The sequence below is a fragment of the Pyruvatibacter mobilis genome (assembly GCF_012848855.1).
Lineage (GTDB): Bacteria > Pseudomonadota > Alphaproteobacteria > CGMCC-115125 > CGMCC-115125 > Pyruvatibacter > Pyruvatibacter mobilis.
In genome coordinates, this window is record NZ_CP051630.1 from 2,364,805 (window position 1) to 2,387,267 (window position 22,463).

Here is a 22,463-nt window from a genome sequence, read left to right on the forward strand (position 1 = left end):
TGCGCATTTAAAGGCCCCTGGGTGGCGGATGACGGGTCTGGACTTGGCGCAGGTTAGCGCGCATGAGGGGCGAAAGACAGGTGCCGCCCCACGAAGATGCGGCACAGGACCGGGAGAGATTTGCCATGAAAGCTGCCGTCGTCGAGACATTCGGCCCGCCGGAAACACTCACCTTCAAGGAGGTGCCTGATCCCGTGCCGGGGCCGGGGGAGGTGGTGGTGGATGTCACCGCCGCAGGCGTCGGCTATGTGGACGGGCTGTTGGTGCAGGGGCTCTACCAGGTGAAGCCGCCCTTGCCCTATGTGCCGGGCAATGAATTTGCCGGGGTCATCTCGGCAGTCGGCGACAAGGTGACCCATCTTGCGGTCGGCCAGCGGGTGATGGGCACGGCACCCGGCGCCTATGCGGACAAGCTCAAGGCCCCTGCCCTTATATGCCTTCCGACCCCGGACGATATGAGCGACGCGATCGCCGCCGGCTTTGCCATCTCCTATGCGACGGCGCTTTATGCGTGGCGGGATTGCGGCAAGGCGCAGGCGGGCGAGACGGCGCTGGTGCTGGGCGCTGCGGGCGGCGTCGGCCAGGCGGCGATTGCCGTTGCCAAGACCATGGGACTTCGGGTGATCGCCGCTGCCTCGACCGAAGACAAGCGCGCAGCGGCCATGGCGGCCGGCGCGGATGAGGCGGTTGATTACACGGCAGATAACTGGCGCGACACGCTGAAGGCACTTACGCGGGAGAGCGGGCTTGATCTCGTCTATGACCCGGTGGGCGGCACGCTGGCGGAAGCGGCCATGCGGTCGCTGTCGCCGGGCGGGCGGCACCTGGTGGTGGGGTTTGCGGCAGGCGACATTCCCAAGGTGGGGCTCAACATTCCGCTGCTCAAGCGCTGCGCGATCGTGGGCGCGGACTGGGGCGGAGAGATCCGCGCCAACCCGGCGCTGGCGGCGGAGCAGTTCGGCACGCTTCTGGGCTGGATTGCCGATGGCAGCCTCACGCCCGCGCCCGTGACCACGCGGCCAATGGCGGAGCTGCCGCAGGCCCTGCGCGACCAGCTCGACCGCAAGCTTGTCGGCAAGCTGGTGATGGTGGCGTGATGGGCGCGTCTGAGGGCCGCGTGAGGCGCGGGCTCCGATAGGCCCTCCGGTCAAGCCGGAGGGCGAGCGGAGATTAAGGTGAAGTAGTTCCTCAGCCGGGTCGTCACCTATTGGGGTCAAGCCGGAGGGCAAGGGAGAGCGGGGTGAAGGGTTCTCGTGCAATCGGTACCCGTTACCTCTCCCCTTGCGGGAGAGGTCGGTGCGTAAGCACCGGGTGAGGGGGTGGGTCTCTCGGCCGCCACACCGTCGGATATCAGGCACCACTGCTGCAGCCCCCTCACCCTCCCACGCGCTGACGCGCGCGGGCCCCTCCCTCTCCCGCAAGGGGAGAGGGAAAATTACCCCGCTTTCCCTCCGTCTTGACCGGAGGGTCCATGGGAGAGGCGGACATGAAAAAGGGCCGGGATTGCTCCCGGCCCTTTTCCTGTTTGGTGTGCGTGCGGCCTAGACGTAGGGCTTGGCGGGGCGCTTCACGTCGAAGCGGTCTGCCATCATCACCTTGTCCCAGGCAGCGATGAAGTCGGTCACGAACTTCTCCTTGCTGTCCTCGGTGGCATAGACCTCGGCCAGGGCGCGCAGCTGCGAGTTGGAGCCGAAGATCAGGTCCACGCGGGTGCCGGTCCATTTGAGGTCGCCGGAGGCGCGGTCGCGGCCTTCGAACTCATCCTCGTCGTCGGACAGGGCCTTCCACGTCACGGACATGTCGAGCAGGTTGACGAAGAAGTCATTCGTCAGGGTGCCCGGCTTGTCGGTGAAGACGCCGTGCGTGGAGCCGCCGGTGTTGGCGCCGAGCACACGCAGGCCGCCGACCAGCACGGTCATTTCCGGACCGGTGAGGGTCAGGAGCTGGGCACGGTCCACGAGCAGCTCTTCGGCCGATACCGAGTACTTGCCGCTTGCGTAATTGCGGAAGCCATCGGCCTGCGGCTTCATGGGCTCGAAGGACTCCGCATCCGTCTGCTCCTGGGTGGCATCCGTGCGGCCCGGGGTGAAGGGCACGGTGACCGAATGGCCCGCATCCTTCGCCGCCTTCTCAATGGCCGCACAGCCGCCGAGCACGATCAGGTCAGCCAGCGACACGCGCTTGCGGCCGGACTTGCCCTTGAGGGCACCCATGATCTTGCCGCCGGACTGGGCGTCGTTGAACGCCTTCTGCACGCCTTCAAGGGCAGACAGCACCTTGGCGAGCCGGGAGGGGTCATTGACCTCCCAGTCCTTTTGCGGGGCCAGACGCACGCGGGCGCCATTGGCCCCGCCGCGCTTGTCGGAGCCGCGGAAGGTGGACGCGGACGCCCATGCGGTGGACACAAGCTCGGAGACGCTGAGGCCGGTGGCGAGGATCTTCGCCTTCAGGTCCTTCACGTCCTGATCGTCGATCAGCGCGTGATCCACTTCCGGCACCGGGTCCATCCAGATCAGCTCTTCGTCCGGCACTTCCTTGCCGAGGAACAGCTGCTTGGGGCCCATGTCGCGGTGGGTGAGCTTGTACCAGGCGCGGGTGAAGGCGTCGGCGAACTCATCCGGGTTTTCGAGGAAGTGGCGGGCGATGGGCTCGTAGATCGGGTCCATGCGCATCGCCATGTCCGCGGTGGTCATGATGATGGTTGCCTTGCCGGCCCCGTCGGCGGTGGGGGCGTGGTCCTCGTCCTTGAGGTTTTTCGGCACCCACTGGTTGGCGCCTGCCGGGCTCTTGGTGAGTTCCCACTCATAGCCGAACAGGTTTTCCAGATAGGTCATGTCCCACTTGGTGGGCGTCGGGGTCCAGGCGCCTTCGATGCCACTGGTGATAGCGTCCACGCCCTTGCCGCTCTTGAAGGTGCTGGTCCAGCCGAGGCTCTGATTGACGATGCTGGAACCTTCCGGGTCAGCGCCGACGAGGGCGGCGTCGCCCGCGCCATGGCACTTGCCGAAGGTGTGGCCACCGGCGGTCAGTGCCACGGTCTCATAGTCGTTCATGGCCATGCGGGCGAAGGTTTCGCGGATGTCGCGGCCGGACGCCACCGGGTCCGGATTGCCGTTGGGGCCTTCCGGGTTCACATAGATGAGACCCATCTGCACGGCGGCGAGCGGGTTTTCCAGGTCACGGTCGCCGGAATAACGCTTGTCGCCCAGCCATTCGTCTTCCGAGCCCCAGTAGATGTCTTCCTCGGGCTCCCACACGTCTTCGCGGCCACCGGCGAAGCCGAAGGGCTTGAGGCCCATGGACTCGATCGCGCAATTGCCTGCGAAGACCATCAGGTCGGCCCAGGAGAGGGACCGGCCATATTTCTTCTTGATCGGCCACAGCAGCATGCGGGCCTTGTCGAGATTGGCGTTGTCCGGCCAGCTGTTGAGCGGGGCAAAGCGCTGGGTGCCGGAACCCGCGCCGCCGCGGCCGTCCGCCGTGCGGTAGGTGCCGGCGGAGTGCCAGGCCATGCGGATGAACAGCGGGCCGTAATGGCCATAGTCAGCTGGCCACCAGTCCTGCGAGTTTTCCATCAGCTCGAAGATGTCCTTGCGGACGGCATCGAGGTCGAGCTTCTTGAAGGCTTCGGCGTAATCGAACCCGTCGCCCATGGGATTGGCGGCGGGGGGATGCTGGTGAAGGATCTTGAGGTCGAGATAGTTCGGCCACCAGTCGCGGTTGGTGACTTTCTTATGGCCCGAGAACGGGCAGCCGGGTGCGTCGCTCATGTCGTTCATAGGGGTCGCCTCCTCATAATCTGCCTGGGCACGCCAGAATGCTGTGCCCATGTGACGACCCTAGGACCGTTTCGAAATAAGCTCCAATCGTATTTACTGAGCACTCTCATCAGATTATCTTATGGCTCATGATCTCCACCAAACAGCTTGTCTATTTCGATGCGGTGGCGCGGCTGAAGCATTTCGGCCGGGCCGCGGAGGATTGCGCGGTGTCGCAGCCGGCGCTGTCGATGCAGATACAGGAGTTGGAGCGTGAGCTGGGCGTGCCGCTGATCGAGCGGGGGCGCAGCATCACGCTGACGGCGGCGGGCGAGGACGTGGCGCGAAGGGCCGCAGGCGTGCTGCATGAGCTGGCCGCCATGCGCGCGGCGGTGGCGGAGCAGCGGGCGCCGCTGTCGGGCCGGCTGCGGCTGGGGGTCATCCCTTCCATCGCGCCCTATCTGCTGCCTGCGGTGCTGCCCCGGCTGAAGGCGGAGTATCCGAAGCTTGAACTGCGCATCCGCGAGACGCTGACGGATTATCTGTTGGCGCAGCTGGAGGACGGGACGCTGGACGTGGCGCTGCTGGCGCTGCCGATTGCCGAGGCGGGGATCGAGACATTGCCGCTGTTCGACGATGCCTTTCTGCTGGCCAGCCCCGCCGACAGCCCCAAGCCGCGGGGACGGCGGGCAAAGCTCGACCAGCTTGACGCCGCGCCGCTGTTGTTGCTGGAGGAAGGCCACTGCCTGCGCGAGCAGGCGCTGAGCTTCTGCAGCCTGCGCGACATCGAGAATGTGGACAGCTTCGGCGCCTCCAGCCTGTCGACGCTGGTGCAGATGGTGGCAGCGGGGCTGGGGCAGACGCTGCTGCCGGAGATGAGCGTTGGTGTGGAAGGCACGCGGGAGGGCGTGCGGCTGATGCGCTTCCAGGCGCCGGAGCCGTCACGGCAGATCGGGCTCGCCTTCCGCAAGACCTCGCCCTTGCGGGCGGATTTCGACGCGCTGGGGGCGGTGATCAGCGAGGCCCGCACGGCGCCGGCGACCTAGGGCTTGTTTTTCAGGCAGTAGAGTATCGCGACCTCGGATGGGCCCTCCGGTCAAGCCGGAGGGACAGCGGAAATTGGAAAGACCACCCCCCAACCGACCTTCCTCCGGCTTGACCGGAGGATCCATGGGTGGCGGCGGGCGGGCATGGCATATGCCGCCCCGCCCGGCCCTACGCCGCTACCAATAACTGGCGGGCCATCTGTTTGGTTTGATCCCGGTAGCGCTTCTGCGACCAGCCGCAGTCCTGGGTCAGCAGCTCCCAGTTCCTGAGGGACAGCAGCATCCACAGAATATCCGTGGCCTGACGGATGGTGTGGTCCGGGGCGAGGGACCCGTCTTTCGACAGCGCCTTCACCGCCGCCTCGCAGCCTTCGCGATGGGCACGCATGCGGTCGTCCCAGGCCGCGCGGGCGGCGTCATCGGTTGGCAACATGGCCATGAGAGCCTTGGCGAGGCCGTGGATTTCCGGCTGCCACTGGGCCCAGGCGTCGATATAGGCGTCGAGGCGCTTGAGGCCTGAGGCGGCCGCCCGGCTGGGGGCGAGGCGCTGTTCCATGCCTTTCAGGGTTTCCACGTGGCGGGCGGCGGCCACCAGCAGATCGGCACGGGTGGGGAAATGAAGGTAGAGCGCCTGGCGGCTGATGCCCGCGGCGCGGGCCACGTCCGCCATGCGGATGGTCACGTCGCCCTCTTCCAGCAGGGTGACGGCCGCATCGAGGAGGCGCGATTTCGTATCAGGTGATTTGCTTGACATGGCGACAAGCTACTCCTACTTGTCACGATGTCAACTTGACATGACGTCAAGGAACAGACCGGAAGGACGGGATGATGGGAAAGAAGGTGTTCATCTGGCTGGCGCATCCGCGCGCCGACAGCCTGTGCGGCGCGATGGCGGACGCCTATGGGCGGGGCGCGGAGGGCGCGGGCGCCGAGATCCGGCGGCTCAATCTCGGCGAGATGCATTTCGCGCCGGCCTTCACCGGCTATGACGACCCCTACGCCAAGGAGCAAGCCGCGTTGGAGCCTGATTTGCGCGCCTGGCAGGAGGCGATTGCCTGGGCCGACCATGTGGTGGTGGTGCATCCCTATTGGTGGGGCGGCATGCCGGCGATGGCGAAAGCCGTGATCGACCGGGCGCTGCAGCCGGGCTTCGGCTACAAATACCGCCGCCGCAGCGTGATGTGGGACAAGCTGCTGACCGGCCGCACGGGCGACGTGATCATCACCTCCGACACCCCGCCCTGGCTCGACACCCTGCTCTACCGCAAACCTGGCCGCCGGGTGATGGTGAACCAGATCCTGGGCTTCTGCGGCATCAAGGTGAAGAACGCCCTGCAGGTGGGCACGGTGAAGACCGCGAGCGAGCGGAAGATCGCAGGGTGGATCAAGAAGGCCGAACGGCTGGGGGCGAAGGCTGCGTGAGTGGGGCGCCGCCCGAGCCATCCTGAACACTGCGGAATTCTTTCGCCATCGCGATATGCCTAAGCACAAGTGTGCACTGGGTTTAGCGCGTGGGGATATTATTGGGATGGTGCGGGTCGCGTCCGCCCACACACATGACCAGCGCTTTGCCATGGCGACAGGCGAGTGGGCCCTCCGGTCAAGCCGGAGGGATGCGGGGTTTGGGGCTTTTGGTCGAATTGATACATGCTCAACCACACGCCGGAAGTTGCAGCACACTTTCTCGCCTTCCCCCTTCCGTAGCCCTCCGGCTTGACCGGAGGGCCTACTCGCAGTGCCATGTGGCATGGCGTTCTTTGTGTACATCCTCACCAACCGCAAGCACGGCACCCTTTATGTGGGGCATACGGATGATCTCGCGCTGCGGCTGGAAACCCACCGGAGTTGGGCTGTGCCCGGCTTTACGAAGGCGCAGGGGCTGGGGCGTCTCGTTTATTTCGAGCAGCATGACAGCCGGGAGGCCGCACGCAAGCGGGAGCGGCGGCTGAAACACTGGTTGCGGGCGTGGAAAATTCAGCTGATCGAGGACGTGAATCCGGAGTGGCGGGATTTATCGGCTGACCTGTTGTGATTTGCCCCGGCTCACAGGCGAGTGGGCCCTCCGGTCAAGCCGGAGGGATGCGGGGTTTGGGGGTTTGCTGGAAGCGAAAAGCCCCGCGGGCGGTGCCGCGGGGCTTTGGTGATTCCGGATGTGGCTGTGGTCAGTCTGCGAAGGCTTCATCCCAGCTGCCGCGGGTGGAGGCCTTGGAATATTCCGTGGCGCGGTTTTCGAAGAAGTTGGTGTGCTCGATGCCGTTGAGCATCTCGTCCATCCAGGGCAGCGGGTTCTTGTCGATGCCGTAGATCGGCTGCAGGCGGATCTGGCCGAGGCGGCGGTCGGCGATGTAGCGGATGTAGCGCTTCACCTCTTCCGGCTCGAGGCCTTCGACGCCGCCCATCTCGAAGGCGAGGTCGATGAAGGCGTCCTCGTGGTGGATGATGGTTTCACATGCCTTGTAGACATCGCGCTGGGTCTGCTCGTCCCAGCAATCGGGGAACTCGTCCACCCAGGTGCGGAACAGGCGCAGGATCGAGTTGCAGTGCAGGCTTTCATCGCGGGCCGACCAGGTAACGATCTGCCCCATGCCCTTCATCTTGTTGAAGCGCGGGAAGTTCATCAGCACGGCGAAGGATGCGAACAGCTGCACGCCCTCGGTGAAGCCGCCGAACACTGCCAGCGTCTTGGCAACGTCGGACTTCGTCTCCACACCCCATTGCTGCATGAAGTCGTACTTGTCCTTCATCTCGGCATATTTGAGGAAGGCTTCGTATTCCACTTCCGGCATGCCCAGCGTATCGAGCAGGTGGGAATAGGCGGCCACATGGATGGTTTCCATGTTGGAGAAGGCCGACAGCATCATCAGCACTTCGGTGGGTTTGAACACGCCCATATAGTGCTTCATGTAGCAGTTGTTCACTTCCACATCGGCCTGCACGAAGAAGCGGAAGATCTGCGTCAGCAGGTGGCGCTCCTTGTCGTCCAGCTTGTGGTGCCAGTCCTTGACGTCCTCGGCCATGGGCACTTCTTCCGGCAGCCAGTGAATGCGCTGCTGGGTGAGCCAGGACTCATAGGCCCACGGATAGCGGAAGGGCTTGTAGGTGAGGCGTTCGTCGAGGAGGGTCATCTGCGTCGTTGTCCCGAGTCACTTTGGGTGGCCAATTCGTTAACACCAACATAGCGTGAATGCGCGGCAGGAACACCACATAATGTGGTGTGTGGCGCGGTTTCTTACCATAAATTGTGTGCGGAAATTGGGGTGTGCGTGCGTCCGCCGGCTCGGATGGGCCCTCCGGTCAAGCCGGAGGGTGAGCGGGGGGATAGGTGGCGGCGACCAAGTCACCTCTCCCCTTGCGGGAGAGGTCGGTGCGTCAGCACCGGGTGAGGGGATGGGCCGGTCCGCAATCGCGGCATCAGAAGTTCATCACCAAGGCTGCCGCCCCCTCACCCTCCCACGGGCTTGTGCCCGCGGGCCCCTCCCTCTCCCGCATCTTGTTCGCTTTTCGCGGACAAGCCGCGAAATGGGGGAGAGGGGGAATTGTGGGCATCCCTCCCTACCCCGCTCTCCCTCCGGCTTGACCGGAGGGTCCATGGGCGAGGGTGGTTTCCGCGAGCCTCACATGACTGACCCTCCCCCTGATGTCAGGGAGAGGGTCATTGGTCTTGGGGGGATAAGTGCGGCCTTACTGGCAGGCGAGGCACTCGTCGTAATCGTTGGTCTCCGCCGGGTTGATGGCGACCGGGCGGCCGTCGGCGGCGGCAGCGGCGAGCGGCAGGTCGTCGAGCTGGCGCAGGGGCAGCTTGGCGACGTCCGGTGTTTCGGTCACCGCCGGGGCAGCCTCGTGCTTTTCGGCGCGCTGGATTGACAGGGAGCGGCAGTAATAGAGCGACTTCACACCGCGCTTCCAGGCCAGCATGTGGATCTGGTGCAGGTCGCGCTTGTGGACATCTGCCGGCAGGAACACGTTGACCGACTGGGACTGGTCGATGTGCTCGGACCGATCACCGGCATGCTCCACCACCCAGCGCTGGTCGATCTCGAAGGCGGTCTTGAAGACGTCCTTCTCGTCCTGGGTCAGGAAATCCAGGTGCTGCACCGAGCCGCCATTGATGGTGATCGACGACCAGGTGTCGGCGTCGTCATGGCCCTTCTCGGCGAGAAGCTGCTTCAGATACTTGTTCCGCACACTGAAGGAGCCGGACAGGGTCTTGTGGGTGTATGCATTGGCCGCGAACGGCTCGATGCCTGCCGACGTGCCGCCGCAGATGATCGAGATCGAGGCGGTGGGCGCAATCGCGGTCTTGTTGGAGAAGCGCTCCATGATGCCGTAATCAGCGGCATCCGGGCACGGCCCGCGCTCTTCGGCCAGCTTGCGTGAAGCGGCAGAGGCGTGCTCGTCGATATGCTTGAAGATGCGCTTGTTCCAGACCTTGGCCATCACGCTTTCAAACGGGATCATCTTGGACTGGAAATAGGAGTGCAGGCCCATGACGCCGAGGCCCACGGAGCGCTCGCGCATGGCGGCGTAGCGGGCGCGTGCCATGGCGTCCGGTGCGCGGTCGATGAAGTCCTGCAGCACATTGTCGAGGAACCGCATGATGTCCTCGATGAACAATTCCTCGTTCACCCATTCGTCGAAGGTCTCGGCATTGACCGAGGACAGGCAGCACACGGCGGTGCGCTCTTCGCCGAGATGATCGATGCCGGTGGGCAGGGTGATCTCGGAGCAGAGGTTCGACATCTTCACGTTGAGGCCGGCGAGCTTGTGGTGCTCGGGAATGGCCTTGTTCACGTGGTCGCCGAACAGCATGTAGGGCTCGCCCGTCTCGATGCGGGCGGTGAGGATGCGGATCCAGAGGTCACGCGCGCCGACGGTGCGCATGACGGTGCCGTTCTTCGGGCTGACCAGCGCCCATTCTTCGTCGTTCTCGACGGCGCGCATGAAGGCGTCGGAGATGACGATGCCGTGGTGCAGGTTCAGTGCCTTGCGGTTGGGGTCACCGCCGGTGGGGCGGCGCAGCTCGATGAATTCCTCGATCTCCGGGTGGTTGACGTCGAGATAGACGGCAGCCGAGCCGCGGCGCAGGGAGCCCTGCGAAATGGCCAGGGTGAGGGAATCCATCACGCGGATGAAGGGAATGATGCCGGAGGTCTTGCCGACGCCGCCGACGGTCTCGCCAATCGAGCGCAGATTGCCCCAGTAGGAGCCGATGCCGCCGCCCTTGGCCGCGAGCCACACATTCTCGTTCCACAGGCCGACAATGCCGTCGAGGCTGTCATTGGCTTCGTTGAGGAAGCAGGAGATGGGCAGGCCGCGCTCGGTGCCGCCATTGGACAGCACGGGCGTTGCGGGCATGAACCACAGATTGGAGATGTAATCGTAGATGCGCTGGGCGTGGGCGTCGTCGTCGCCGTAATAGGAGGCCACGCGCGCAAACAGATCCTGGAAGCTTTCGCCCGGCATCAGATACCGGTCCACCAGGGTCTCGCGACCGAAATCGGTCAGCAGCGCATCGCGGGAGCGATCCACCTCGACCCGGCCGCGCTTTTCGAACTGTACTGCCTGCGTCTGAAACATGACTTCTTCTGCTCCCCCTCGATGGTATCCCAGATATGGGGACGATGCCCCACACTTTCCGGGATCCTCTCCGGCAAATCCCTCTTAACGCCTGGCGCCCGATCCAGCGGGTCCGGCGACCACGCACACGTGTCCCGTGCCGAGAAAAACACCTCGGAAAACACATCCAACATCAATGAAACGGCCGTTCTGGCCGAACTGACGAGCCCTGAGAGACATTCCGACCGAAACCGGCAATTTCCCTCGCGTCCCAGGTCCCCTCCGTTGAACCCTTGCGGATCCAGCGACGCAGCGGCGTCAGTACGAGATATAGTATCTGCGCCCCTTCGAGGGTCAAGTGATTGTGTCAGTCTGTTAACGAAAAAAGGGCCCGGCGAGGCCATTGACAGACCCGCAAATCAGCGCTCCGCCGCATGGTTAACAGGTTTCACGGCGCGATCTTTTTTCCACCGCAGCGCAAAAACGTTAACGCACGCGTGATCTGACCCAAGATATAGGGGCCCGACCACAACATATAGGGGGTGTCCCAGTGGTCCATATGCCATTGCTAGCGCCCGCCCTGTCGCAAATCGTTAACAGAGGCGGCCGCAAATCAGGTCCGCACGGCCACTTATCCACAGACCTTTCCCCATCCGCCGCACCCCCTGCCTGCTGCGCGTTTACGCCGCCGGGAGAATGACGTGGAAGCGCCACCTTTCCGTGCCAAACTGGGCAAAACCGCCTGCCCGTTAACGTCTCACCGAAAGACCGAGCCCACCGATGCCGGACACGTCTTCCACAGCCCGCCGCCGGGAAAACTATCCCGAGATCACCCCCTTCCGGACCGGGCGACTCAAGGTCTCCGACCTGCATGAACTCCACTATGAGGAATGCGGCAATCCGGACGGCAAGCCGGCGCTGGTGCTGCACGGGGGGCCGGGCGGCGGCACCAACCCGACCATGCGCCGCACCCATGACCCGGACCATTACCGCATCATCCTGTTCGACCAGCGCGGCTGCGGGCGGTCCACGCCCTATGCGGAGCTGCATGAGAATACCACCTGGGACCTGGTGGCGGATATCGAGCGCCTGCGGGAGCATCTGGGCATCGACAAATGGCAGGTGACCGGCGGGTCCTGGGGCTCGGCGCTGGCGCTGGCCTATGCGGAAACCCATCCAGGGCGCGTCACTGAAATGGTGCTGCGCGGCATCTTCACGCTCAGGAAGTGCGAGCTGGACTGGTTTTATGGCGGCGAGATCGGCGTCAACGGCACGGGCGCGCTGTTTCCGGAAGCGTTCGAGAAATATGTAGCGCCGATTCCGCCGGCGGAGCGGGGCGACATGATTGCGGCCTATTACGCGCGGCTGACCAGCGATGACCGGGCCGTGCGCATGGAAGCGGCCCGCGCCTGGAGCACCTGGGAAGGATCGACCCTGTCCCTGCTGCCGGACCCGGACCGGGAGGCCCGTTTCGGCTCGGACGACTTCGCGGAGGCTTTCGCCCGCATCGAATGCCACTATTTCATCAATAAGGGCTTTTTCGAACGCGACGACCAACTGATCGCCGACGCGCACAAGCTCAAGGGCATTCCCTGCGTGCTCGTGCAGGGCCGTTACGACGTGGTAACGCCGATGATGACAGCATGGGCGCTGAAACAGGCCTGGCCGGAAGCCGAGCTGCGCATCGTGCCCGATGCGGGGCACACGGCGACGGAGCCGGGCATCGTGCATGAATTCGTGACGGCGACGGACAGGTTCAGATGAGCCCGATACAGGACAGGCCCCCAAATAGTGGCGGGGGCACCGGCGGCGGGGCCAATGGTGGTGACAGCGCCACGGGCTGGTCCAACCCGTTCGCCAATCCGCGCATCCCGCGCGAAACAACTTCCCTGCAGGGAGGCCCGGCCTCCGACGGCAGACAATCGAAAGGCAGGCAGAGCGCCATGCGTCAGTTCTTCATCACCGTGGCAGCCGTCCTGACGGCGTTGCTGCTGGCCATCTTCATCGTGCCCTTCGTGCTCATCGGCATTTTCGCGTCTTCGGTGACACCGGATGTGGAGCCGCTGCCCGAACGCAAGGTGCTGATGCTTGATCTGCGCGAGCCCATCTTCCAGCAGCCCGCACCGGCCTTCTTCGCGTTTGCCGGCGAGGCGGCGCCGCTCAACCTCAAGGGCCTGCATGAAAGCCTGCTTGCGGCCGCCGACGACAAGAGCGTGGCGGGTCTTTACATCCGCGGCGGCGACGGGCTGGTGTCGGCCACCATGGCGGGCGAGATCATCGAGGCGCTGGCGCCGTTCAAGGCCGCGGGCAAACCTGTCTATGGCTTTGCGCAGGACATCGTTCCGCAGGCGCTGGGCGACTACCAGGTGCTGGCGCAGGCGGACACGATCACCATGCAGCCGACCGGCAGCTTCATGCCGGCGGGCCTCACCGCGCGCTTTGCCTATGCGCGCGAGGCGCTGGACGAGATCGGCGTGACGCCGGAGAAGGTTGCCTATCGCGAATATAAAGGCGCGTTCGACACCTTCACCGAAACCAAAATGTCGCCGCCCCAGCGCGAGGCGAACCAGCGGCTGGTGGATGTGCTGTACGATGCCATGGCGCAATCCATCGCCGAGGCCCGTGACTTCGCCCCCGCCGACCTTGATGCCGCCCTGGAGCGCGCGCCCTTCGGGGCACCGGAAGCCGTGAAGGCGGGGCTGGCGGACCGGCTGGCCTATGAGCGCGAGCTTGAAATCCAGATGCTGGACGAGGCAGGCAGCGATTCAGATCTCGTGCGCCTGGGGGCCTATGCCCATTCCCTCACCGACGGCCCGCTGTCCGACGAGGGACCGGTCATCGCCGTCGTCTATGGCGAGGGGCCGATCATGCCGGGCGAGAGCCAGCCCCTGAACCCCTTCGGCGGTGAGCCCGTCATCGGCTCGGACACCATGGCGGCAGCCATTCTGGAAGCGTCGGAGGATGTGAACGTCAAGGCGATCCTGGTGCGGATCAATTCGCCGGGCGGTTCGGCATCGGCCTCCGACCAGGTATGGGACGCGATCCGCGCGGCCCAGGCTAACGGCACGCCGGTGATCGCGTCCATGGGCGAGGTCGCAGCGTCCGGCGGCTACTACATCCCGGCCGGGGCGGACATGATCATCGCCCACCCGACCACGGTCACCGGGTCGATCGGCGTCATCGGCGGCAAGTTCTCCATCGGCGGGCTGCTGGACAAGGTGGGCGTCAATATCGACGCGGTCTCCACCACACAGAATGCCGATATCTGGGCCAACGACACCCGTTTCACCGAGGCACAGCGGGCCCGCTTCGCTGCCTGGCTGGGGGGTGCCTATGAGGACTTCAAGGACCGGGTGGCGACCGGCCGCGACCTGACGGCGGAGCAGACCGAGGCGCTGGCCAAGGGCCGCATCTGGGCCGGGCTCGATGCCAGGGACAAGGGCCTCGTTGACCGGCTGGGCGGGCTTGGCACCGCCGTGGCCGCAGCGCGCGAGCTGGCGGAGCTTGAGGCGGATGCCAGCGTGCAGCTGCGCACTTTCCCGCGGCCGCGCACCCTGCAGGAGGAGATCTTCGGCATTGCGCTCAATGCTGACAGCGCCGCCCGCGCCCTCACCCTGCTCTCCGCCCTTGCCGAGCACCCGGACATCGCCGCCGTGCTGGGCGAGATGGCGGCCAGCAGCGCGGACGGTGCCCAGGCACGGGCGCGGGTGCCGCAGCTGCAATAGCCACGTGCAAATCGCTCGCATCACGTGCGGTTTGAGGGTGAATTAACCGCAGCTTTACACGCCATGGCGCAGAGTGGAGGTGGTGTTTAATCCTCCTCCCTTTCGCTTTCCCCGCAGATTCCGGGGCCAGATGGTGGCGTGATGACTGACGGGCTGAGTGTCGAAGACGTGAAGCGGCTGGCGCGGGACAATTCCGCCCATAACCGTGAATCCGCGCTAACCAAGATCGGCCAGCTGGTGGCGGAAGGCCGCCTGAGCCAAGCCGAAGCCCGGATCGCCGAAGACGTCGTCACCCGCATGGCCGATGACGCGGAAGTGCTGGTGCGCCGGGCCCTGGCGCGGCAACTGGCGCTCTATCCGCTGCTGCCCACCGAGATGGCCGAGAAGCTGGCCCGCGACGTGGACGAGGTGAGTGTGCCGGTGCTGCAGCACTGGCCGCACCTGTCTGATGATCTGCTGGTATCCGTCATCGAGGAACAGGTGGAATCCAAGCAGGTCGCCATCGCCCAGCGCGAGGAGGTGTCCGAGCGCGTGTCCGGCGCGCTGATCGACACTGGTAACTCCACCGTGGTCGGCGTGCTTCTGGAAAATGAAGGCGCGCGCATTTCAGCCGATGCCCTGCACAAGGCGCTGGCTGACCACCAGGACCATGACCGCATTCCCGTCCTTGTTGCCAAGCGGCCCAACCTCGAGCCTGAGACCTGCCTGCGCTGCGTCTCGCTGATGGTGGCCGACCAGCTTGAGACGGATGTCGCCAACGAGATGCGCCGCTATCTGGTGCATCAGCAGCACCTGCCTGACGAGATGGCGTCCGAGATCGTCGCCCATGCACGTGAGCAGGCCGTGGCCGAGATGACCTCCGCTGAGGTCGATGACAGCAAGGTCGAGGATTTTGTCGGGGTGCTGATGAAGGCCGGGCGGCTGACGCCCACCATGCTCATCCGCTCCCTGTGCTCGGGCGACCTGCGCTTTGTCGAGATGGCTTTCGCGCGGCTGGCCAAGACCACGCGCTCGCATGTGGCCGCGGCGATGAAGCCGGGCAATGGCGAGGTCTTCAAGACCATCTATGATGATACGCGCCTGCCGCGCAATCTGCGTCCGGCCTTTGCGGCTGCCATGGCCGCCGCCCATGAGGAGCGCGACCGGGTGGGGGCCGACGGGCGCATGGACCCGGACCATTACGTGCCCACCGTGGTGGCGGGCATTGTCTCCGCCTATGGCACGGTGGCCCCGGCGGAGCTCGACCATGTGCTGGCCGAGCTTGGCCGTGAGCTGAAGCGCGAGAAGGAAGCAGCCTTCGATTCCCGCGCCAAGCTGCGCATCTGAGCGCCCGCCTTTCCCGCCGGTTCAGTCCCGCCTCAGTAATTCACCCGGTCGGTGATCGCACCGTCCACCAGCATGTTGATGCCGGTTGTGAAGCATGAGCGCGGGCTTGCGAGGAACACCGTCGCATTGGCGATGTCTTCCGGCGTCGCCATGCGGCCCATGGGGTTGCGGCCGAGATTTTCCTTGAAGATCTCCGGCATGTTTTCTTCCACCATGTGCCAGACGCCGCCCTTGAAATAGACCGTGCCCGGAGACACCACATTGGCGCGCACATGCTCGGGCGCCAGCTTCTTCGCCAGCCCCTTCACGTAATGCACCATGGCGCCCTTCACGGCTCCGTAGGCGGACGGTTCGGTTGCCGACACCGATGACACCGAGCCGATGCGGATGATTGCGGCGTCGCCTGTCTTCTCAGCGGAGGCCTTGAGCTGCGGCAGGGCGGCGTCCACAGAGCGGACGGCGCCGAGAATGTCGATCGACAGGCCGTTCTGCCAGGCGTCTTCCGCATTGCCGATCGCAAGGGCGGAGGCGTTGGATACCAGCACATCAATGCCGCCCAGCTCCTCGCCCGCCCGCGTGATGAAACCCTTGAGGCTGTCCGCGTCGGCGATGTCGGCCACCTCACCCCAGATTTTCGTGCCGTGCCTGTCCGCCATTTCCTTTACGGCGTCGGCGATCTGATCGGCGTTGCGGGCGCAGATCGCCACGTCGCAGCCTTCTTCCGCCAGCAATTCGGCGATGGCGCGGCCGATGCCGCGGGTGCCGCCGGTGACGATGGCCTTCTTGCCCTTCAGTCCGAGATCCATGGATGTGCTCCTGCCCTGATGTGATGCGGTTTTGTTTGCTGTTGGCGGCATCCTAGAATGACGCCTGAAAACAACAACCATTGACATGGCTGCCAAACAGACAGGGAGACCCTACGGCATGGAGCTTTCTCTTTCCGCCGCGGACGAATCATTCCGCCAGGAGGTCCGCGCCTTTCTCGATGCGGAGCTGACCGACGAGCTGCGCGAGGCCGGCAACAAGGATACCTCTGTCTTCACCGACAAGGAGTGGAACCTCGCCTGGCACAGGATCCTCTATGCCAAGGGCTGGGTCGCGCCGGGATGGCCGAAGGAATATGGCGGCACCGGCTGGACGGAGATGCAGCGCTACATCTTCGCCGCTGAGTGCGCCCGCGCCGGCACGCCCAATCTGTCGCCGATGGGCCTGCGCATGTGCGGGCCGATGCTGATGGGCTTCGGCACGCAGGCGCAGAAGGATTTCTACCTGCCGCGCATCCTGTCGGGCGAGGACTACTGGTGCCAGGGATATTCCGAACCCGGATCAGGCTCCGACCTCGCCTCGCTCCAGTGCAAGGCGGTGAGCGACGGCGATGACTATGTCATCAACGGCACCAAGATCTGGACGACGCACGCGCATTTCGCCAACCGCATGTTCTGCCTGGTGCGCACGGACAGTTCCGGCAAGCCGCAGACGGGCATCACCTTCGTGCTGATCGACATGGAAACGCCGGGCATCAGCGTCGAGCCGATCATCACGCTGGCGGGCGAGCACGAGGTGAACCAGGTCTTCTTCGACAATGTGCGCGTGCCAAAGACAAACCGCGTCGGCGAGGAAAATGACGGCTGGACGGTCGCCAAATATCTGCTCGAATTCGAGCGCGGCGGCGCCTATGCGGCGGGCCTGCGCGTCGGTGTCGAGAAGCTCAAATCGCTGATGGCGTCCGAAGCGTCCGGCGACGGGCAGATGCTGTCAGACGATCAGGCCTTCAGGGCCAAGGTGGCGGATTTCGAAGTGGCGCTGGACGCCCAGGAGATCACCGAGCACCGGGTCATGTCGGCGCTCTCCAACGGCCAGAATCCCGGGCCCGCCTCGTCCATGCTGAAGGTCACCGGCACGGAGATGAAACAGCGGCTGGACATGCTGGCGGTGGAAGCGATCGGCACCTATGCGATGCCGCTTCAGCCTGATGCCCGCAAACCCGGCAGCAATGTCGCGCCCGTGGGCCCGGCAGAGGCCATGGTGGTGGTGCCCAGCATGCTCAACAACCGGGCGGCGTCGATCTATGGCGGCTCCAACGAAATCCAGCGCGGCATCATGGCCAAGCTGGTGCTGGGGCTCTAGCTGTCGTCGCGTTGCGCCAGCCGCGCGATTACCTTCGGCAGCCGGAAGACGATCCAGGCGGCGGTGACGATGTTGCCGAGCACCACCGTCGCCACGCCCCACAAAATTCCGGTCAGCCTGCGCTGTTCCAGCAGCACCATCAGGAATGCCACCAGCACGAAGCCGAGATAGAGGTCGGCCAGGGTGACGACGCCCCAGGGGTCCGCTGTCATGATCTCGAGCAGCGGCACCACTGACCCGCCTTCCGCAAAGCCCCAGGCAAGCGCGCCCGCAAAGGCGAGGCCGAACAGGGCGGAGAGAAGGCGGATCAGGGTCATAGGTCTTGCTCCACATGAAGTCGGGCGTGCGCCCCTTGCTATTCCGGTTTCTTGAAGGCGCGCTGCTGGCCCGAGCCCATGGCATAGGGGTGCGACGCGGACAGCCCGCCATCCACCGGGAAGGCCTGGCCGTTCACATAGGACGCCTCGTCGCTGGCCAGGAACAGCGCCATATTGGCGATCTCCTCCGGCCGCCCGGCCCGTTTCAGCGGGTTGATCTGGCCGATGCGGTCCTCGGTGCCCTTGCCGCGCGCCATGTCGAAAATCGGCTTGGTCATGCCGGTCTCGATCAGGCCGGGGCAGACGGCATTGATACGCACGCCTGTGCCCGCCAGATCATAGGCCACCGTCTGCACCAGCGAGATCACACCCGCCTTGGAGGCGGAATAGGGATGCACGCCCGCATTGGCGCGGATGCCCGCGACCGACGCCGTGCAGATGATCGAGCCCGCGCCCTGGTCCACCATGTGCGGGCTTGCATGCTTCACATAGAGGAACGGGCCGATGAGGTTCACCTTCAGGATCTGTTCCCAGTAATCCGGGGTCTGGTCGCTGAGCGGCACCCAGCCGCCGGAGATGCCCGCATTGGCGAACACGATGTCGATGCCGCCATGCGCATCGACGAAATTGCGGATCGAGTCGGCTACATACTCTTCGCTCGACACGTCCCCGGCTTCAGCCGTCATGCGGTCGCGGCCCTCAACGGTCTCCGCCACACCGTCCGCATTCAGATCAACGGCGAGTACGGTTGCGCCTTCTTCGGCAAAGAGGCGCGCTGCCGCACGGCCGATGCCGGAGCCTGCGCCGGTGACAATCGCGCGTTTTCCTTCAAGTCGTCCCATGGATGATGTCCTTTTCATTATCGGGTTTCATTACCGGGTTGGTCGGGTTCGGAAACGGGTCAGTTCTTCGGATATTCGACGATGGTGAGCGTGTTGCCGCCGGGGTCCTTGAAGTGAGCGAGGATGCCGCCCCAGTCCTGGACCAGCGGCCTGGCGTCGAACTCCACACCCTTGCCTCTCAATGTCTCGTAAGCGGCGGCCATATCCGGCACCTCGAAGGAAATGCCGGTAAAGCGCTGGGTGAAATCCGGGTCATCACCCACAGGCTCGAGGATCAGCATGATGCCCGCATCCAGCACCGCGAAACCGCCGGCATCATCCACCGACAGCACCCTGAGGCCCAGCGTGTCACGATAGAATGGCAGGGCGGCGGAGACATTGGGCACGAAGATGCGGTAGGCGCTGATGCGCAGGCCGCTGACGGCTTGATTGGACATGGGTGGTCACTCCGGTGGCGGGCCGGGCGCGCGGCGCTAGCCGCCGCGCCGGGCGATGAGAAGCGTGGTCGTCTGCGTGAACACGGTGTCGCCCGCCTGATTGACAAGCGTATGACGGTTCCTGACGATCCCCCGGTCCGGCTTCGACGATGACGGCCGGGTCTCGATGCACTCGATGGTGAGCGACAGCACGTCATCCAGCTTCGCCGCCTGGTGGAACCGCACCTCGTCATAGCCCAGCGCGCCGATGACAGCGGTTTCGTGCGGCAGCCCCTGCGCCAGCTTCAGCACCACCGCCTGGATATGGGTGCCGCAGGCCGTCAGTGTTCCGTAAACGGATTTTTCAGCGGCAGCCTCGTCCACGTGAAAGGGCTGCGGGTCCCACTTGGCGGCAAAGGACACGATCTCGTCCTTCGTCATCGTGTAGGTCTTGCCGATGGGCCATTGTTCGCCCAGCTCGAAATCATCGAAATACCGCATCATTCTCCCGGCACGTCCCTGTCTGGTCTTGTTGCCCGCGACCCTAGACGATTGCCGCCACGGTGCCAAAGGTTCGGGCACATGGCTGGTGCCGATTGGCCATGCCCCCTCTCCCCACCCACAAAACTACCCCCGTCACCCCGGACTTGATCCGGGGTCCACTCGCCTCCACTGCTGGGCACAGGGCAGGCGGCACCCGCCGTGCCATCTCCGCTTGCGCTGTGGCAAGCAGCCCCGAGAGTGGACCCTCCGATCAAGCCGGAGGGATACGGAGAAGGGGGGCATCACCACGTCCCCCCATTTGTCATTCCGCGACTTGATCGCGGAATCCAGGGCGGTCCGCTCAGGCCGTGCCGCATGGCCCTGGACCCCGCGATCAAGTCGCGGGGTGACACGGTGGGGGGAGTGAGGTGGATGGCGTCCACCCACACCAAACCCTCCGCACACGGCATTGCCGTTGCGGGCACAGGGGAGAGCAGGACGCGCCCGGCGCTCACGCGGCGCCGGTAGGAGTAACAAACAAATTTGGGTCGCAAGCATCAGGCGCGTCCCGCGCGGATGGCTGCCAGCGGTGGCCGGACCGGGGCGGGGCAGGCATTACCCTGCTGATCCATTCCCCGCGAACCCTGCTTCCACCCTCCACACTTTGGAACGGGCCTGGACGCGGTGGGGCCAGCTTTTTCAGGGCGTGACCGGGTTCGGGACACCACCACCCATCTAATACGCACCCGTTACTTGCGCATCGCGGCCAAACGCGCGCACCCCACGTTCCCAAGGGGCCGCCTCTCGCCCGGCCTTCCGGGCATCCGCCCTCCCGCCCAGGTCCGGTCGGCCCGGCTGCCCGTGTGGCGGGAGGTCATGGGGCCATTATCGCGCGAAGTTCTCAGGCCGGGGAAAAGTCACCCTCACATTCCACACCACCACCGTATCCCTCCGGCTTGACCGGAGGGCCCACTCGCCTGCGCTGTTGGGCACAGGGTGCGCGGCTCCTGCTGTGCCGGTTCCGCTCGCGCTGCGGCAAGGCGCACCGAGAGTAGACCCTCCGGTCAAGCCGGAGGGATGCGGACAAGGGGCGCGCCGTCACCCAAAAACAAAAAGGGCCCGGCAGCACTGCCGGGCCCTTTCCAGTCTCAAACGGTCCGTATTCGGAGATTACATCTCGAACAGGCCGGCGGCACCCATGCCGCCACCGATGCACATGGTCACGACGCCGAGCTTGGCGTTGCGGCGCTTGCCTTCGATGAGCAGGTGGCCGGTGCAGCGGGCGCCGGTCATGCCGTAAGGGTGGCCGATGGAGATGGAACCGCCATTGACGTTGTACTTGTCGTTGTCGATTTCCAGCGTGTCACGGCTGTACAGGCACTGCGAAGCGAACGCTTCGTTCAGTTCCCACAGGTCGATGTCGTCCTTCTTGACGCCGGCCTTGTCCAGCAGCTTGGGCACAGCGAAGACCGGGCCGATACCCATCTCGTCCGGCTCGCAGCCGGCGACCTGGAAGCCGCGGAACACGCCCATGATGTCGAGGCCGCGGCGCTCGGCTTCCTTGCGCTCCATCATGATGACCATGGAGGCACCATCGGAGAGCTGCGAGGCGTTACCGGCGGTGATGTACTGGCCTTCGCCGCGCACCGGCTGCAGGCCGTTGAGGCCTTCCAGCGTCGTCTGCGGACGGTTGCACTCGTCCTTGTCGACCACGTAGTCGACGATCGACTCTTCCTTGGTCTCCTTGTTGACGACCTTCATCTTCACGTTCATCGGAACGATCTCGTCGTCGAACTTGCCGGCCTGCTGGGCGGCGGCGGTGCGCTGCTGCGACTGCAGAGCGTACTCATCCTGCGCTTCGCGGGAGATGTTGTAGCGCTCGGCCACGATGTCGGCGGTCTCGATCATCGGCATCCACAGCGCCGGAAGCTCGTTCATGAGCTTTTCTTCGGTGATGTGGTTCAGGTTGATGCCCTGCATCTGCACCAGCGAGATGGACTCGACGCCACCGGCGGCCATCACGTCCACACCGTCATTGACGATGCGGCCGGCGGCCAGGGCGATGGACTGCAGGCCCGAGGAGCAGAAGCGGTTGACGGTGGTGCCGGACGTGGTGACCGGGCAGCCGGCCCACATGGCAGCAAGACGGCCGACATTCTGGCCGGTGGCGCCTTCCGGCGTGCCGCAGCCCATGATCACGTCGTCGACTTCAGCCGGATCGATCTTGGCGCGCTCGATGGCGTGCTTGAGGGCGTGACCGCCCATGGCGGCACCGTGGGTCATGTTGAAGCCACCGCGGCCGGACTTGGCAAGGCCGGTACGGGCGGTGGAGACGATGACTGCTTCTCTCATGCTGTCACTCCTTGTTGGGAAATCCTGCGTCACCCGCCCCGCAGTTTCCGCGAGAGGCGTCCCCGGGCGGGGATCAAAACTGCGGCGGACAGGGCGTGCGCGAAACCATATGGGTATGCGGGTATCAAAACCGAACGAACCCGCCAGTCGGCGCGAACCATAGGGGGTTACGCCGCGCGCAGGAAGGGCAAATTACAGCATTGAAAGCCGCCCTCAATTCCCGTGCAAAATCAGCGCTTTAGCCCAATGCCCCTACGTCATCGCCGTATTTGGGCCGCAAAATGACCATCCATTCACCTTCGCGCGATCATGCGTGCGCCGGATTCCGCTTCCATCTTGCACCCTGTCAAAAGGGCGCCGCCGGGGCCGGTTCAGGCTCAAGCCCCCCAGCCCCCCAAGCCCCTCGAGCTTGCTGACGGATCCGGCGGCGCCTGCTGACACAGATGACAATCAGGAACTTCACCCCGCTGCGGGGGGTTATTCCCGCAGACGCCGCGTCGACCGCTGGTGAGACC

18 protein-coding genes are annotated in these 22,463 nt (G+C 64.9%); 8 read left to right on the plus strand and 10 right to left on the minus strand.

Annotated elements, in window-relative coordinates; all coding sequences use genetic code 11:
• The first annotated feature begins 125 nt into the window (after positions 1–125).
• Positions 126–1,097, plus strand: a complete 972-nt coding sequence (locus HG718_RS11030) for an NADPH:quinone oxidoreductase family protein (RefSeq protein WP_027841119.1) — start codon at positions 126–128, stop codon at positions 1,095–1,097.
• A gap of 444 nt (positions 1,098–1,541) precedes the next feature.
• Here HG718_RS11030 and katG read toward each other — a convergent pair whose 3' ends face one another.
• Positions 1,542–3,779, minus strand: coding sequence for a catalase/peroxidase HPI (gene katG, locus HG718_RS11035; protein ID WP_205345700.1), 2,238 nt, complete (start codon positions 3,777–3,779; stop codon positions 1,542–1,544).
• A gap of 128 nt (positions 3,780–3,907) precedes the next feature.
• Between katG and HG718_RS11040 the strand changes: the two genes are divergently transcribed.
• The gene (locus tag HG718_RS11040; RefSeq protein ID WP_160588478.1) at positions 3,908–4,804 is read left to right on the plus strand and encodes a LysR substrate-binding domain-containing protein; all 897 of its coding nucleotides are present in this window, start codon (positions 3,908–3,910) and stop codon (positions 4,802–4,804) included.
• Between the two features lie 169 nt (positions 4,805–4,973).
• Here HG718_RS11040 and HG718_RS11045 read toward each other — a convergent pair whose 3' ends face one another.
• Positions 4,974–5,558: a TetR/AcrR family transcriptional regulator gene (locus HG718_RS11045; protein WP_160588479.1), complete on the minus strand. Its 585-nt coding sequence runs from the start codon at positions 5,556–5,558 to the stop codon at positions 4,974–4,976.
• Positions 5,559–5,629: 71 nt separating this feature from the next.
• On the opposite strand from HG718_RS11045, the gene HG718_RS11050 reads away from it, so the two are divergent.
• Positions 5,630–6,226: an NAD(P)H-dependent oxidoreductase gene (locus HG718_RS11050; protein ID WP_160588480.1), complete on the plus strand. Its 597-nt coding sequence runs from the start codon at positions 5,630–5,632 to the stop codon at positions 6,224–6,226.
• A gap of 325 nt (positions 6,227–6,551) precedes the next feature.
• A complete protein-coding gene (locus HG718_RS11055; RefSeq protein ID WP_160588481.1) occupies positions 6,552–6,836 on the plus strand; it encodes a GIY-YIG nuclease family protein in 285 nt (94 codons plus the stop codon).
• Between the two features lie 130 nt (positions 6,837–6,966).
• Here the strand turns inward: HG718_RS11055 and HG718_RS11060 are convergent, their stop codons facing one another.
• Both HG718_RS11060 and HG718_RS11065 read right to left on the minus strand, forming a co-directional pair.
• Positions 6,967–7,929, minus strand: coding sequence for a ribonucleotide-diphosphate reductase subunit beta (locus HG718_RS11060; protein WP_160588482.1), 963 nt, complete (start codon positions 7,927–7,929; stop codon positions 6,967–6,969).
• A 556-nt stretch (positions 7,930–8,485) separates the two neighbouring features.
• Positions 8,486–10,381, minus strand: a complete 1,896-nt coding sequence (locus HG718_RS11065; RefSeq protein WP_036264638.1) for a ribonucleoside-diphosphate reductase subunit alpha — start codon at positions 10,379–10,381, stop codon at positions 8,486–8,488.
• Positions 10,382–11,140: 759 nt separating this feature from the next.
• On the opposite strand from HG718_RS11065, the gene pip reads away from it, so the two are divergent.
• The 3 genes from pip to HG718_RS11080 all read left to right on the plus strand — a co-directional run bounded on the left by pip (position 11,141) and on the right by HG718_RS11080 (position 15,411).
• Entirely contained in the window at positions 11,141–12,124 is a 984-nt protein-coding gene (gene pip / locus HG718_RS11070) for a prolyl aminopeptidase (RefSeq protein WP_160588483.1), read from the plus strand.
• A complete protein-coding gene (gene sppA / locus HG718_RS11075; RefSeq protein WP_160588484.1) occupies positions 12,121–14,085 on the plus strand; it encodes a signal peptide peptidase SppA in 1,965 nt (654 codons plus the stop codon). The genes pip and sppA overlap by 4 nt, the downstream gene beginning before the upstream one ends.
• A 141-nt stretch (positions 14,086–14,226) precedes the next feature.
• Entirely contained in the window at positions 14,227–15,411 is a 1,185-nt protein-coding gene (locus HG718_RS11080) for a DUF2336 domain-containing protein (protein WP_027841109.1), read from the plus strand.
• Positions 15,412–15,443: 32 nt separating this feature from the next.
• On the opposite strand, the gene HG718_RS11085 is transcribed toward HG718_RS11080, so the two are convergent.
• Positions 15,444–16,217 carry an SDR family NAD(P)-dependent oxidoreductase gene (locus HG718_RS11085; protein ID WP_160588485.1) on the minus strand — a complete coding sequence of 258 codons (774 nt, stop codon included), beginning with the start codon at positions 16,215–16,217 and terminating at the stop codon, positions 15,444–15,446.
• A gap of 118 nt (positions 16,218–16,335) precedes the next feature.
• On the opposite strand from HG718_RS11085, the gene HG718_RS11090 reads away from it, so the two are divergent.
• Positions 16,336–17,538, plus strand: a complete 1,203-nt coding sequence (locus tag HG718_RS11090; RefSeq protein ID WP_160588486.1) for an acyl-CoA dehydrogenase family protein — start codon at positions 16,336–16,338, stop codon at positions 17,536–17,538.
• Here HG718_RS11090 and HG718_RS11095 read toward each other — a convergent pair.
• From HG718_RS11095 to HG718_RS11115, 5 genes are all read right to left on the minus strand, one after another.
• Positions 17,535–17,855 carry a DUF1475 family protein gene (locus tag HG718_RS11095; protein WP_160588487.1) on the minus strand — a complete coding sequence of 107 codons (321 nt, stop codon included), beginning with the start codon at positions 17,853–17,855 and terminating at the stop codon, positions 17,535–17,537. The genes HG718_RS11090 and HG718_RS11095 overlap by 4 nt on opposite strands.
• A gap of 38 nt (positions 17,856–17,893) precedes the next feature.
• Entirely contained in the window at positions 17,894–18,697 is an 804-nt protein-coding gene (locus tag HG718_RS11100) for an SDR family NAD(P)-dependent oxidoreductase (protein ID WP_027841104.1), read from the minus strand.
• Between the two features lie 59 nt (positions 18,698–18,756).
• Positions 18,757–19,134 (minus strand): VOC family protein, encoded by a 378-nt coding sequence (locus HG718_RS11105; RefSeq protein ID WP_160588488.1) that lies wholly within the window; start codon positions 19,132–19,134, stop codon positions 18,757–18,759.
• Between the two features lie 36 nt (positions 19,135–19,170).
• Positions 19,171–19,617, minus strand: a complete 447-nt coding sequence (locus tag HG718_RS11110; RefSeq protein ID WP_170080207.1) for a MaoC/PaaZ C-terminal domain-containing protein — start codon at positions 19,615–19,617, stop codon at positions 19,171–19,173.
• Between the two features lie 1,149 nt (positions 19,618–20,766).
• The gene (locus HG718_RS11115; RefSeq protein WP_027846958.1) at positions 20,767–21,948 is read right to left on the minus strand and encodes an acetyl-CoA C-acyltransferase; all 1,182 of its coding nucleotides are present in this window, start codon (positions 21,946–21,948) and stop codon (positions 20,767–20,769) included.
• Positions 21,949–22,463 lie beyond the last annotated feature (515 nt).

What these genes read in the sequence shown, in the direction of transcription:
- HG718_RS11100 (WP_027841104.1), bottom strand. Translation starts at nt 18,697, where the DNA reads ATGGGACGACTTGAAGGAAAACGCGCGATTGTCACCGGCGCAGGCTCC.
- HG718_RS11040 (WP_160588478.1), top strand. Translation starts at nt 3,908, where the DNA reads ATGATCTCCACCAAACAGCTTGTCTATTTCGATGCGGTGGCGCGGCTG.
- HG718_RS11090 (WP_160588486.1), top strand. Translation starts at nt 16,336, where the DNA reads ATGGAGCTTTCTCTTTCCGCCGCGGACGAATCATTCCGCCAGGAGGTC.
- HG718_RS11080 (WP_027841109.1), top strand. Translation starts at nt 14,227, where the DNA reads ATGACTGACGGGCTGAGTGTCGAAGACGTGAAGCGGCTGGCGCGGGAC.
- HG718_RS11055 (WP_160588481.1), top strand. Translation starts at nt 6,552, where the DNA reads ATGGCGTTCTTTGTGTACATCCTCACCAACCGCAAGCACGGCACCCTT.
- pip (WP_160588483.1), top strand. Translation starts at nt 11,141, where the DNA reads ATGCCGGACACGTCTTCCACAGCCCGCCGCCGGGAAAACTATCCCGAG.
- HG718_RS11050 (WP_160588480.1), top strand. Translation starts at nt 5,630, where the DNA reads ATGATGGGAAAGAAGGTGTTCATCTGGCTGGCGCATCCGCGCGCCGAC.
- katG (WP_205345700.1), bottom strand. Translation starts at nt 3,779, where the DNA reads ATGAACGACATGAGCGACGCACCCGGCTGCCCGTTCTCGGGCCATAAG.
- HG718_RS11065 (WP_036264638.1), bottom strand. Translation starts at nt 10,381, where the DNA reads ATGTTTCAGACGCAGGCAGTACAGTTCGAAAAGCGCGGCCGGGTCGAG.
- HG718_RS11060 (WP_160588482.1), bottom strand. Translation starts at nt 7,929, where the DNA reads ATGACCCTCCTCGACGAACGCCTCACCTACAAGCCCTTCCGCTATCCG.
- HG718_RS11095 (WP_160588487.1), bottom strand. Translation starts at nt 17,855, where the DNA reads ATGACCCTGATCCGCCTTCTCTCCGCCCTGTTCGGCCTCGCCTTTGCG.
- sppA (WP_160588484.1), top strand. Translation starts at nt 12,121, where the DNA reads ATGAGCCCGATACAGGACAGGCCCCCAAATAGTGGCGGGGGCACCGGC.
- HG718_RS11110 (WP_170080207.1), bottom strand. Translation starts at nt 19,617, where the DNA reads ATGATGCGGTATTTCGATGATTTCGAGCTGGGCGAACAATGGCCCATC.
- HG718_RS11115 (WP_027846958.1), bottom strand. Translation starts at nt 21,948, where the DNA reads ATGAGAGAAGCAGTCATCGTCTCCACCGCCCGTACCGGCCTTGCCAAG.
- HG718_RS11085 (WP_160588485.1), bottom strand. Translation starts at nt 16,217, where the DNA reads ATGGATCTCGGACTGAAGGGCAAGAAGGCCATCGTCACCGGCGGCACC.
- HG718_RS11105 (WP_160588488.1), bottom strand. Translation starts at nt 19,134, where the DNA reads ATGTCCAATCAAGCCGTCAGCGGCCTGCGCATCAGCGCCTACCGCATC.
- HG718_RS11030 (WP_027841119.1), top strand. Translation starts at nt 126, where the DNA reads ATGAAAGCTGCCGTCGTCGAGACATTCGGCCCGCCGGAAACACTCACC.
- HG718_RS11045 (WP_160588479.1), bottom strand. Translation starts at nt 5,558, where the DNA reads ATGTCAAGCAAATCACCTGATACGAAATCGCGCCTCCTCGATGCGGCC.